The organism is Methyloversatilis sp. MC4-4 (assembly GCF_049843555.1).
In the GTDB taxonomy this organism is placed as follows: Bacteria; Pseudomonadota; Gammaproteobacteria; order Burkholderiales; family Rhodocyclaceae; genus Methyloversatilis; species Methyloversatilis discipulorum_B.
The window spans coordinates 1,241,158-1,252,629 of record NZ_JBBHZK010000002.1 but is presented as its reverse complement, the minus strand read 5'-3'; the positions used below and the strand labels follow the sequence as shown (position 1 = coordinate 1,252,629).

The 11,472-nt window shown below is 65.0% G+C and carries 13 protein-coding genes and 1 tRNA gene; 4 read left to right on the top strand and 10 right to left on the bottom strand.

Going from position 1 to position 11,472, the window contains the following annotated elements; genetic code table 11:
* Positions 1 to 173 precede the first annotated feature (173 nt).
* The gene (locus WDZ97_RS12725; RefSeq protein ID WP_425762960.1) at positions 174 to 518 is read left to right on the top strand and encodes a BON domain-containing protein; all 345 of its coding nucleotides are present in this window, start codon (positions 174 to 176) and stop codon (positions 516 to 518) included.
* Positions 519 to 538: 20 nt separating this feature from the next.
* Here WDZ97_RS12725 and WDZ97_RS12720 read toward each other — a convergent pair whose 3' ends face one another.
* Complete coding sequence (locus tag WDZ97_RS12720) at positions 539 to 1,309, bottom strand: MBL fold metallo-hydrolase (RefSeq protein ID WP_304005457.1); 771 nt, start codon at positions 1,307 to 1,309, stop codon at positions 539 to 541.
* A 161-nt stretch (positions 1,310 to 1,470) separates the two neighbouring features.
* A tRNA-Ile gene (locus WDZ97_RS12715) sits at positions 1,471 to 1,549 on the bottom strand.
* Positions 1,550 to 1,625: 76 nt separating this feature from the next.
* On the opposite strand from WDZ97_RS12715, the gene WDZ97_RS12710 reads away from it, so the two are divergent.
* Entirely contained in the window at positions 1,626 to 2,786 is a 1,161-nt protein-coding gene (locus tag WDZ97_RS12710) for an alkaline phosphatase family protein (protein WP_425762959.1), read from the top strand.
* A 39-nt stretch (positions 2,787 to 2,825) separates the two neighbouring features.
* Here WDZ97_RS12710 and WDZ97_RS12705 read toward each other — a convergent pair whose 3' ends face one another.
* From WDZ97_RS12705 to rpsU, 5 genes are all read right to left on the bottom strand, one after another.
* Entirely contained in the window at positions 2,826 to 3,257 is a 432-nt protein-coding gene (locus tag WDZ97_RS12705) for a CBS domain-containing protein (RefSeq protein ID WP_304005464.1), read from the bottom strand.
* A 57-nt stretch (positions 3,258 to 3,314) separates the two neighbouring features.
* A complete protein-coding gene (gene rpoD / locus WDZ97_RS12700) occupies positions 3,315 to 5,336 on the bottom strand; it encodes an RNA polymerase sigma factor RpoD (RefSeq protein WP_019915415.1) in 2,022 nt (673 codons plus the stop codon).
* A 181-nt stretch (positions 5,337 to 5,517) separates the two neighbouring features.
* Complete coding sequence (gene dnaG, locus WDZ97_RS12695; protein ID WP_425762958.1) at positions 5,518 to 7,287, bottom strand: DNA primase; 1,770 nt, start codon at positions 7,285 to 7,287, stop codon at positions 5,518 to 5,520.
* Positions 7,288 to 7,298: 11 nt separating this feature from the next.
* Positions 7,299 to 7,754 (bottom strand): GatB/YqeY domain-containing protein, encoded by a 456-nt coding sequence (locus WDZ97_RS12690; protein ID WP_425762957.1) that lies wholly within the window; start codon positions 7,752 to 7,754, stop codon positions 7,299 to 7,301.
* Between the two features lie 113 nt (positions 7,755 to 7,867).
* Positions 7,868 to 8,080 carry a 30S ribosomal protein S21 gene (gene rpsU, locus WDZ97_RS12685; protein ID WP_008061479.1) on the bottom strand — a complete coding sequence of 71 codons (213 nt, stop codon included), beginning with the start codon at positions 8,078 to 8,080 and terminating at the stop codon, positions 7,868 to 7,870.
* Positions 8,081 to 8,209: 129 nt separating this feature from the next.
* Here rpsU and tsaD point away from each other — a divergent pair, with 129 nt between their 5' ends.
* The gene (gene tsaD / locus WDZ97_RS12680; protein WP_425762956.1) at positions 8,210 to 9,220 is read left to right on the top strand and encodes a tRNA (adenosine(37)-N6)-threonylcarbamoyltransferase complex transferase subunit TsaD; all 1,011 of its coding nucleotides are present in this window, start codon (positions 8,210 to 8,212) and stop codon (positions 9,218 to 9,220) included.
* Positions 9,221 to 9,226: 6 nt separating this feature from the next.
* Here tsaD and plsY read toward each other — a convergent pair whose 3' ends face one another.
* Positions 9,227 to 9,844 (bottom strand): glycerol-3-phosphate 1-O-acyltransferase PlsY, encoded by a 618-nt coding sequence (gene plsY, locus WDZ97_RS12675; protein WP_425762955.1) that lies wholly within the window; start codon positions 9,842 to 9,844, stop codon positions 9,227 to 9,229.
* Between the two features lie 63 nt (positions 9,845 to 9,907).
* Between plsY and folB the strand changes: the two genes are divergently transcribed.
* Entirely contained in the window at positions 9,908 to 10,267 is a 360-nt protein-coding gene (folB, locus tag WDZ97_RS12670; protein WP_019915410.1) for a dihydroneopterin aldolase, read from the top strand.
* Here the strand turns inward: folB and WDZ97_RS12665 are convergent.
* Together WDZ97_RS12665 and WDZ97_RS12660 are read right to left on the bottom strand one after the other, a co-directional pair.
* The gene (locus WDZ97_RS12665) at positions 10,206 to 10,757 is read right to left on the bottom strand and encodes a methylated-DNA--[protein]-cysteine S-methyltransferase (protein WP_425762954.1); all 552 of its coding nucleotides are present in this window, start codon (positions 10,755 to 10,757) and stop codon (positions 10,206 to 10,208) included. The genes folB and WDZ97_RS12665 overlap by 62 nt on opposite strands.
* The gene (locus tag WDZ97_RS12660) at positions 10,754 to 11,335 is read right to left on the bottom strand and encodes a chalcone isomerase family protein (RefSeq protein WP_304005485.1); all 582 of its coding nucleotides are present in this window, start codon (positions 11,333 to 11,335) and stop codon (positions 10,754 to 10,756) included. Before WDZ97_RS12660 ends, WDZ97_RS12665 begins: the two co-directional genes overlap by 4 nt.
* Positions 11,336 to 11,472: the final 137 nt, after the last annotated feature.

Below are 11,472 nucleotides of genomic sequence, written 5' to 3'. Positions count from 1 at the left end.
GCAAGGGGTTGCGGTCCAGTGTCGGGCGCGCGTCGCCGCAGCCCGACGCGAAGTGTGTGCGGCCCCGTCCAAGTATCTGAATTCAAAAGCAGGCGAGGTGTGGCATGGCGTGTGCTGATGCGGGCACTCCCACCGGCCGGAGTACGCCGCTAAAACAGATACGGAGGCAGACCATGATCACCCGCCAGTCCATTGCGACCCTGCTCACCACGACCGCAATCGCCTACTCGATCTGCTCGCCCGCGCAGGCGGCCAGTCTGGTCGCCGCCACGCAGGCGACGCTGCGCGATCCGGTCACCGACGATCGCGACCGCGGCCTGCAGGAGGCGATCAAGGGCGCACTCGGCGGCGACGAGGCCTTGCGCGGCTGCTATGTCGCGGTGAGCGCCCGTGACGGGCGCGTGACCTTGAGCGGGGTCGTGCGCGACGCGTCGCAACTGGCGCGCACGCTGCAGACGGCGATGGCGGTACCCGGCGTGCGCGCTGTCGACAACGCGCTGGAAGTGGCCGGACGCTGAGTGCGCTCCGACGCGCCGGTTCAGGGCGCCTTGTAGTGCGCCTGCGTCATCAGGTCGACGCCGCAGGGCAGGTTCTCTATCCAGTCGACGAAGCGCTTCACCATCGCCTTGCCCTCGAAGCGGGCGCCGTGCTGCGGTACGATCATGTCGATGTCGAGTCCGCGCACCATGCTGGCCCAGTAGCGGCAGATCTTGTTCGACACCATGTAGCGGCGGTGGAAGCCGAACATGTGCGGAACGTGCGCGTCGAAATCGCCGACCGGTGGCAGCGCTTCGCTGTGGCCGATCATCGAGGCGCCCATGTCGCCGGAGAAGAGGATTTTCGACACCGGGTCGTAGAACTGGAAATTGCCTTCCGAGTGCATGAAGTGCGCCGGCAGTGCCAGCATTTCCATGGCGCCGAGCGGAATCCGCATGCCTTCATCCGGGATCGGAATGATGCGTGCCGTGTAGTCGCGACCTGTCGTGAAATGGGGCAGAAAGCGCGCCCACAGCTTCGAAATCATCACCTTGCACGAGGTGCTGACCATCCATTTGTTCATCGACGCAATGATGTCGGGGTCGGCGTGCGAGGCGAGGATGAGATCGAGATCCTTGGACGGGAAATAGCGCTGCATCGCCATCATCAGCCCGGTGTAGGTCATGTTGCCGCCGGGGTCGATCAGCGCGCCGTGTTCGCCGTCCACCACCAGGAACTGGTTGCACTGCACCGCATGGTCGGCGCCTTCGTCGACCAGATCGTAGAAGGCCAGGCAGACGTGCTTGCCGTTGTTGAACAGTTCGACTGCCATTGCCCATCACCCCTTGCCGAAATGCCGACTGATTACCAAGGCGACAGTGTGCCGCAAATCGGCGGGGTTTTAGGCGCCGGCAGCGGGGGGCTTGATGACGATCAATGGGCGGGCGCCCGGAGCGAGCGGCCCCAGCCGTGTGCGGGCTGGGGCGGGCGATCTGGTGGGCCCCCTGGGAGTCGAACCCAGCACCAACGGATTATGAGTCCGCTGCTCTAACCAAGCATGAGCTAGAGGCCCGGAAGGGAGCGGTACTATAGCAAAGGGGCGCCGTATCGGGGCCTGCGGAGCGGGTTTCGGAGGAGGGTGCCGGACGATGTGGCCGGATTTCGAAGGTGGGTCGATCGCCGACCTGATGCAGGATGTGGTGCGCGCATGCGGCGGTGAGCGTACCGGCGCGGGGTTGCGCGATGTGGACGCGTCAGCCTGGCGTGCCGCGCGCAGCGTCGTGTTGCTGGTGCTCGACGGCGTCGGCATGAAGCAGCTCGAACTGCTGCCCGAGGACAGCTTCCTGCGCCGGCACTGCATGGCGACGCTGACTTCCGTGTTCCCGTCGACCACCGCGGCGGCCATCACCACTTTCATGACAGCCCGGTCGCCAGCGGTGCATGGGCTGACCGGCTGGCACCTGCGCTGTACCGAACCGGGCCTGGATGGCCGAGTGCTCGCCATCCTGCCGGTCACACCACGTGGCGACGGCGATCTGCCCTGTTCGCAGGAGGAGGTGCTGGCGCGCGTGTGCCGGGCGCCGTCCGTGTTCGCGTCGCTGCCGGGTGCGTCGCAGGTGATTTCGCCCGCCGACATTGCGCATTCACCGTTCAATACGCTGCACAGTGCTGGCGCCGAGGTTCTCGCCTATGCTGGACTCGAGGGCATGCTCGCCGCATTGACGGGCGCGCTGCGCGCACCGTCGCCGCCTGGCTACATCTACGCTTACTGGCCGGACTTCGACCATTGTGCCCATGTGCGTGGCTGCGCTTCCGACAGTGCGCGCGAGCTGCTGCGCGTGGCCGACGCCGCGCTGGCCGACTGGGCAGCAGGCATGGCAGGGTGCGACGTGCAGTTGCTGGTGACCGCGGATCACGGCTTCATCGATGCGCCCACGGAGCATCTGATCGAACTCGAGCAACTGCCGTCGCTGGCCGACTGTCTCGCCGCCCCGCTGTCGGGCGAGCGGCGCGCGGTGTTCTGTCACCTCAAACCCGGGCGGGCGCGCGATTTCGAACGCGCGCTGCAGGCTCTGGACAGCGCCTGCATCCCGTGGCGATCGAGCGATCTCTTTGCGGCCGGGCGTTTCGGGCCGGGCGTACCTCATCCACGCCTGCTTGAGCGCATCGGTGACTACACGCTGGAAATGAGAGCGGACTGGACTTTGCGCGACACCGTACCGCGTGAACGTGCGCACCGGCTGATCGGCGTGCATGGGGGCACAAGCGAAGCGGAAATGACGGTGCCGCTGGTGGGGAAGGTGCTCTGAAAGACGTACGGGAGCGCGTTCGCGCTCCCGCCGTGAAGATCAGCTCGCGATATAGCTTTCGAGCTGCTTGATCAGGAACTGCTGGTACTCGATCGTTTCCTTGACCATGTCACCGATGGAAATGACGCCGACCAGCGAACCTGCGGTGTCCAGCACCGGCAGGTGACGGATGCGCTTGTCGCTCATCAGTTGCATCGCCTGATCGACCGTCATGTCCGGCGTCACGTGGATGAGCTTGCTGGTCATGATGTCGCGCACCGGCGTGGTGGCGGAATCCTTGCCCTGCAGCACCACCTTGCGCGCATAGTCGCGCTCGGAAAAGATGCCGGCCAGTGCGCCGTTGTCGGTCACCAGCACGGCACCGATGCCGCGGTTGGCCATCACGCGCAGCGCGCTGATGACCGTGTTGTCCGCCTCGACGGTCGCGATCGGACCCTGCTTGCCTTCAATCACCTGAGCGATGGTCTTCACGGTAGGCCTCCCTGTTGTTTTCCGTGACGATGGGGTCGCTCAAGTTTCACACGAAAATCAGGTTTCCGTGTCGAGGAAGCTGCGCAGTTTTTCGCTGCGCGACGGGTGACGCAGCTTGCGCAGCGCCTTCGCTTCGATCTGGCGGATGCGCTCGCGGGTCACGTCGAACTGCTTGCCGACCTCTTCCAGCGTGTGGTCGGTGTTCATTTCGATGCCGAAACGCATGCGCAGCACCTTGGCTTCCCTCGGCGTCAGGCTGTCCAGCACTTCCTTCGTGATGTCGCGCAGGCTGGCGAACAGCGCAGCGTCGGTCGGTGCCAGCGTCGCGGTGTCCTCGATGAAGTCGCCCAGATGAGAATCGTCGTCGTCGCCGATCGGCGTTTCCATCGAGATCGGCTCCTTGCTGATCTTCAGGATCTTGCGGATCTTCTCTTCCGGCATTTCCATGCGGATGGCCAGCGTCGCCGGATCCGGCTCGGCACCGGTTTCCTGCAGGATCTGGCGCGAGATGCGGTTCATCTTGTTGATCGTTTCGATCATGTGCACCGGGATACGGATGGTGCGCGCCTGATCGGCGATCGAACGCGTGATGGCCTGACGGATCCACCAGGTCGCGTAGGTCGAGAATTTGTAGCCGCGACGGTATTCGAACTTGTCCACCGCCTTCATCAGACCGATATTGCCTTCCTGGATCAGGTCGAGGAACTGCAGGCCGCGGTTGGTGTACTTCTTCGCGATCGAGATCACCAGACGCAGGTTGGCTTCGGTCATCTCGCGCTTGGCACGGCGCATCTTGGCTTCGCCGGTGGACATCTGCTTGTTGATGTCCTTCAGTTCCTTCAGCGGCAGGCCGATGCGGTCCTGGATGTCGATCAGCTTGCCCTGTTCCTCGATGATGGCCGGGGCGGCACGCAGCAGCTGCGCGCCATTCGACTTGGCGGCGGTGATTTCGCCCTTCAGCCAGTCGATATTGACCTCGTTGCCCGGGAATACCTTGATGAAGTGGGCGCGCGGCATATTGCCCTTGTCCACGCACAGTTCAAGGATCTTGCGCTCGTGCTTGCGCGCCGATTCGACCATGTTGCGCACCGAGTCGCACAGCTTCTCGATCATGCGCGCGGTGAAGCGGATGTTCATCAGCTCGTCCGACAGCTGCTTCTGCAGCTTCAGATAGGTCTTGTCCTGCGAGCCCTTCTTGTCCAGCGTGGACTGCATCTTCGTGTACAGCGCGCGGATGCTTTCGAAGCGCTCCAGCGCATCGGCCTTGAGCTGGATCAGCGATGCGCTCATCGCGCCGCCTTCGCCGTCCTCGTCCTCTTCGTCGCTGTCCTCGTCCTCTTCGTCGGACGCTTCGGCGCTGGCGGCCGCTTCTTCCTCTTCCTCGACCGCGTTCGGGTCGATCAGGCCGTCGATCAGTTCGTCGATGCGCATCTCTTCGCGCGCGACGCGATCGGCCATGTCGAGGATTTCGGCAATGGTCGTCGGGCAGGCGGAAATCGCCTGGATCATGTGGCGCAGGCCGTCCTCGATGCGCTTGGCGATCTCGATCTCGCCCTCGCGCGTCAGCAGTTCGACCGTACCCATTTCACGCATGTACATGCGCACCGGATCGGTCGTGCGACCGAATTCCGATTCGACCGTCGACAGCGCCTGTTCGGCTTCCTCTTCGACTTCCGACGCGTCGACCACGGCCGGCGCGTTCTCGCCCATGAGCAGGTCTTCCGAAGCGGGCGCTTCGTCGAAGACACGGATGCCCATGTCGTTAAAGGTCGAAATGATGGATTCGATCTGCTCGGCGTCGACGATGTCGTCCGGCAGGTGATCGTTGATTTCGGCGTAGGTGAGGTAACCGCGTTCCTTGCCCAGCGCAATCAGCGTCTTCAGACGCAGGCGACGCTGATCGGCGTCCATCGGCAGGGCGTTCGCTTCGGCGGAACCCGCCTTCGCTTTCAGATCCTTGGCTTTGGCGTCTTTGGCGGCCTTTGCACCGCGGGCGGTGACGGGCTTTGCGGCTGCAACAGGCTTTTCTGCGACTTCAGCCTGCTTGCGTGTATCCTTCGACTTGTCCTTGGCGACCATGTATATCCTCAGATCTGCGTGTAACCAGCGGCGAACCCGGCAAGGCAAAACCCTCACCGGATTGCCGTCCGCCTGCGCACAGGACCCCGTCGTACCGGGCCGGCAATGAGCCCGACCTATGTAAGCGGTCGACAGGGAAAACCCGTCATTATACCCGTTTTAGGGGTTGGCTTCTCGTCTTTCAAGTCCGCGCCTTCTCTTTGAGTAGACGGCCGAGTTCGGCCTGTTGCTCTGCAGTCAGTGGCGCCTGACGACCGAGCATCGTCAGATGATTGATTGCGCGGGAAATTCCCGTCTTCCTCAGATGCTGCAGCGTGTCGTCGAACATGTGCGGCAGTGCGCCCTCGTCAGCCGGGTCGTCGATCGCCGCGGCGACCGCGTCCTCGATCAACGGTCCGTGCGGACCATCCCTGAAGTACTCGACCAGCGCGGCCGTGTTGCCGGCATCGATGTCGCCATGCTCGATGCAGTCGGCGATCGCCTGCACAGCCCGCAGCCAGGGGTCGTCGTCGATGTCTTCCAGATGTCCGACCTTGCTGCCGAGCGCGGGGCGCTGCATCAGCATGCACAGCAGCTTGCGTGCCGGCGTCGTCGGCGCGACACGCGGTGCCGCTGGCGCCGGTGGCGCGTTGTAGCGGCCAGTGCGGCGCGGCATGCGCAGGCCGCAGGCTTCGGCCAGCTCCTGCGCCGACAGCCCGACCGCCGGTGCCAGCAGGTGCAGCAACTGCGTGCGCAGCGCGCCGGCCGGGATCTGCGTCACCAGCGGCTTCGCCTCGTTGATGAACTGGGCGCGACCTTCGGCGCTGCGCGTGTCGCAGCGCGCCTGAAGTTCGTGCAGCAGGTATTCGCTGAGCGGTTGCGCCGACAGCGCGAGCTGACGGAAGCGGTCTGCACCCTGTTCGCGGACGAAGCTGTCCGGGTCGTGCTCGGTCGGCAGGAAGAGGAAGGATGCGCTGCGCCCGTCGCTCAGTTCCGACAGCGCCGATTCGAGGCCGCGCCACGCGGCCTTGCGACCTGCGCGGTCGCCGTCGAAGCAGAACACGATGCGGTCGGTCTGACGGAACAGCTTGTGGATGTGGTCAGGGGTGGTCGCCGTCCCCAGTGTGGCGACCGCGTTGCCGACGCCGAACTGGGCCAGCGCCACCACGTCCATATAGCCCTCGACCACCAGCACGAAGCCGTCGTCGCGGATCGCCGCGCGCGCCTGCGTCAGGCCGTACAGTTCGCGGCCTTTCGAAAACAGCGGCGTTTCCGGGGAATTCAGGTACTTCGGCTCGCCGCGGTCGAGCACGCGGCCGCCGAAACCGATCACGTTGTTCCGCGCGTCGAGGATGGGAAACATCACGCGGTCGCGGAAGCGGTCGTAGCGTCGGCGCTTGCTCTGGCCTTCCGAGGGCTCGGCGTCGATCACCAGACCGCATTCGGCCAGCGCTGCAGCTTCGTAATCGTCGAAGGCTTCGCGCAGGCCCTGCCAGTCGTCCGGTGCGTAGCCGATGCCGAAGCGGGCGGCGATCTCGCCCGAAAGTCCGCGACCCTTCAGATACTCGATCGCGCGCGGGCTTTTTTTCAACTGCTGCTTGTAATGTTGTGCGGCGCGCGCCATCACCTCGGTCAGTGACGCCGCCTGCTGGCGGCGCTGTGCCATTTCCGGCGTGAAGTCTTCGCGCGGCACGGTCATGCCGGCGTTGCGCGCCAGTTCCTCGATGGCGTCGGGATAGCTCAGCCCGGAATATTCCATCAGGAAGCCGATGGCGCTGCCGTGCGCGCCGCAGCCGAAGCAGTGGTAGAACTGCTTGGCCGGGCTGACCGTGAAGGAGGGGGTCTTCTCGCTGTGGAAGGGGCAGCAGGCCTGATAGTTGGCGCCGGCCTTCTTCAGCGGGACGTAGCGCTCGACCACGTCGACGATGTCGACGCGGTTGAGCAGTTCCTGGATGAAGGACTGCGGGATCATCCCGCCGTCGCTCAGCCGGCGTTGCCGCTCAGCGCGGCCTTCACCAGCGCGGACGCCTGCGCCATGTCGGTGCGACCGGCCAGCTTCGCCTTCAGCGGGGCCATCACCTTGCCCATGTCGGCCGGGCCGGCGGCACCCACCGCCGCGATCACCTCGGCGATGACGGCACGTACTTCGTCCGCGCTCATCTGCTGCGGCATGTAGGCGGTCAGTACCTCGAGTTCGAACTTCTCGGCGTCTGCCAGATCCTGGCGGCAGGCGCTTTCGTACTGACTGATCGAATCGCGGCGCTGCTTCAGCATCTTGTCGATCACGGTGGTGACCTGGGCGTCGTCGAGCACGATGCGCTCATCCACTTCCTTCTGCTTGATCGCGGCCAGCAGCAGGCGGATGGTGCCCAGACGCGCGCTGTCCTTGGCGCGCATCGCGGTCTTCATGTCTTCGCTGATCTGTTCCTTCAGGCTCATGGTGTCACTCGCGGCGGCGGTTGAAGGGAAGCAACAAACACAAAAAGCCGAATGCGTCACTGCGCATCCGGCTTTTTGGGTTCAAGCCCTGCAGCCTTGCAGGGCCCGGCGAATCAGTACAGCTTCGGCGGCAGGGTCTGGCTGCGCAGCCGCTTGTGGTGACGCTTCACGGCGGCAGCCAGCTTGCGCTTGCGCTCGGCCGTCGGCTTTTCGTAGAACTCGCGCGAACGCAGTTCGGTCAGCGTGCCAGCCTTTTCGATGGTGCGCTTGAAGCGGCGGATCGCAACTTCAAACGGCTCGTTTTCCTTGACGCGAATACCCGGCATACAAACAGCCCTCAATGGCGCGTCCGCTGCTCGATGTGAGCGGACGCATAACGGAAAGCCGACGAGTATATCTCGGTGCCGGCGATGTGCCAAGTCCGATTTGCGGGGCGCGCAAGTACAATGCGTCGCATGTGGATACTTGGCATCGAATCGTCGTGTGACGAAACAGGGCTGGCGTTGTACCACGACCGGCGGGGTCTGGTCGCGCACGCCGTGCACTCGCAGATCGATCTGCATCAGGCGTATGGCGGCGTGGTGCCGGAGCTGGCGTCGCGCGATCACGTGCGGCGCATCGTTCCGCTCTATCGCCAGGTGCTGACCGAAGCCGGCATTGCCGCCGGCGATATCGACGCCATCGCCTACACGGCGGGGCCGGGTTTGGCCGGCGCGCTGCTGGTTGGTGCGGCGTTCGCCGAAGCGCTTGCCTTCTCGCTCGGCAAGCCGGCCATCCCCATTCATCACCTGGAAGGGCATCTGCTGTCGCCGCTGCTGTCGGCCGACCCGCCGACCTATCCCTTCGTCGCCTTGCTGGTGTCCGGCGGCCACACGCAGCTGATGCGCGTGTCGGCGGTCGGCGATTACGAAATGCTCGGCGAGACGCTCGACGACGCGGCCGGCGAAGCCTTCGACAAGACGGCCAAGCTGCTCGGCCTGCCCTATCCGGGCGGACCGCACCTGGCGGTGCTGGCGCAGCGGGGTACGCCGGGGCGTCTGAAGCTGCCGCGGCCCATGCTCGGCAGCGGCGATCTCGATTTCAGCTTCTCCGGGCTGAAGACGGCCGTGCTGAACGCGGTGAACAAGGGCCTCGACGAGGCCGGACGCGCCGATCTGGCGGCCGAGTTCCAGGAAGCGGTGGTCGATGTGCTGGTCGCCAAGTCGCTGGCTGCGCTGCGGCAGACCCGGCTGAATCAGCTGGTGGTGGCAGGCGGAGTCGGTGCCAACCGGCGTCTGCGCGCGCGGCTCGACGTCGAACTGGCGCAGCGCAAGGGGCGCGTGTTCTATCCGGAACTGGCACTGTGCACCGACAACGGCGCGATGATCGCCTTCGCCGGCGCGCAGCGGCTGGCAGCGGGCGTGGCAGCGTCGTCGTCGCATCACGCCATCGCGGTACGGCCGCGCTGGCCGCTCGACGCGCTCTGAGCGGGGTCAGCCCGCGTTCTGGGCCTTCTTGCCGCCGATGCGGCTTTCGGTGCCATTCATCAGCCGGCGGATGTTGTCCGCGTGGCGCCAGATCAGCAGCCCGGACATCGCGGCAAGCGCGCCGCACACGACGGCAGATTGCGTATACAGCAGGCCGCTGATCGGCGCGCTGCACGCGGCAACCAGCGCGGCCAGTGACGAATAACGAGTGAGTAGGGCGACCGCCAGCCAGATGCCCAGCGCGATCAGTCCCACCGTCGGTTCGGCGGCCAGCATCACGCCGGCTGCGGTCGCCACGCCCTTGCCGCCGCGAAAACCCAGCGTGACCGGGAAGACATGGCCGACGAAGGCCGCCACGCCTGCCAGCAGTGCGGCGTTTTCACCCATGCCCAGCAAACGCACCAGCCATACCGCGACGCAGCCCTTCAGCGCGTCGCCGATCAGCGTCAGCAGCGCGGCCTTCTTGTTGCCGGAGCGCAGCACGTTGGTTGCGCCCGGGTTGCCTGAACCGTAGGTGCGCGGATCGGCGAGGCCGAACAGCCTGCTGCTGACGACGGCAAAGGGGATGCAGCCGAGTGCGTAACCGAGGGCGATCGCGATGGCGATGCTGAAAGCTGAATTCACGATGGGCGACGGGTCGGACGTAGAATCCGGCAATTCTAGTTCGACACGGGCAACAGGGCAGACATGGACTGTATTTTCATCGAAGGCATGAAGGTGACCGCATCGGTCGGCATCTACGCGCGCGAGCGTGCGCACACGCAGCAGCTGGAGATCAGCATGACCTTCGGCGTGCCCGACGCCGCGGCTCAGAACGACGACATCAACGACACGATCGACTACGCCGAAGTGGTCAATCGCATCCGCGCCGAACTGGCGCAGCGCCATTTCAATCTGCTCGAAACGCTGGGCGAGTTCGTCATCAACATGATGCTGAACGACTTCCGCGCGTCATGGGTCCGGATTTCGATCGCCAAGACCGGCATCATGAAGGACGTGCGTCAGGTCGGCGTGACGATAGAGCGGGGGCGTTCGCCGACAGCCTGAATTCGCGCGTCGCGGCCTCGTGCGCCAGCAGCCAGCGCTTGATGCCGGGCAGAAAGCCCTGCGTTGCGTGCGCGAAGCCGCCCAGTGCGCCACCCGCCCCGACGATGCGATGGCAGGGAATCACCACCGGCAGTGGGTTGGCGCCGCAGGCCGCGCCGACGGCACGCGGCGCGGAGCCGATGCGACGCGCTACTTCGCCATAGCTCAGCGTGTCGCCGACCGCGATCTGCTGCATCACCGCCCACACCGCGTTCTGGTGTGCGCTGCCGCCGGGAGCCAGCGGCAGATCGAAGCGATGCCGGGCATCGCGCAGGTAGGCGTCGATCTGGCGTGTGGCTTCGGCCGCCAGTAGCGTGCGCGCCGGTTGCGGCGACCGCGGCGGCAGGAACTCGATCAGCGTGAGCGCATCGTCCGCGGTGCGGATGCCCAGTGCGAAGCCCGGCGCCACGATCACAGCGTCCCAGTCGGGCGCGCCGGAGTCCTTTATCATTGCGCCTGCCTGCCCCCGAGCAACTGCTGCTTCAGGTCGTCCTGGGTCGGCTTCGGGCCGATCCAGATGGCGAGCAGTGCGCGGTAGAAATCGTCGCCCTCGACCGTCTTGCTCACCTCCTTGCCGTCGATCACGGCGCGGGTGCCGCGACCGGGCAGCCATTCGAGGCCGATTCGGCTGCCCTTCTTCACCTCCTGCACCGCCATCAGATCGTCGACGAAAGCGCGGATGCGCGGCTGCATCGCCTCGAATTCCGCCGGCGGCAGGTTCTTCTTCATGCCTTTGACCAGCGGTTCGGTGAACTGCGTTGCGGAAAAGCTCATCAGCGGCACGATCTCGATACGCTTCGGGCCTGCCGCGGCCATTGCCGCGTCCAGGCTGTCGGCCGGCGCGCCGAGGTAGAGGGCGACGGTGTAGGCCTTGATGATGAAGCGCGTGCGCACGCCAGCGCCGTTCAGCTGAAGCGTCGAATCGGACAGGCGTGTCGTCGGATCGAAACGCGTGCCTTCGACTTCGATGGCCGTGACGACCGAAGAGAGCATCAACATCGACACGAAACACAATGCGCGCAGATTCATGGGGACTCCGTCGGGTTCGGGTCCCGAATTATCCGGCGGACGGGCACTGATCGTGCTCGCGAGATGTGAGAAATGACGGCCTGCTTCAGGAATCAACCTTAATAAGGTTATGCAAGCTATTGTTTTTCAATCAATGA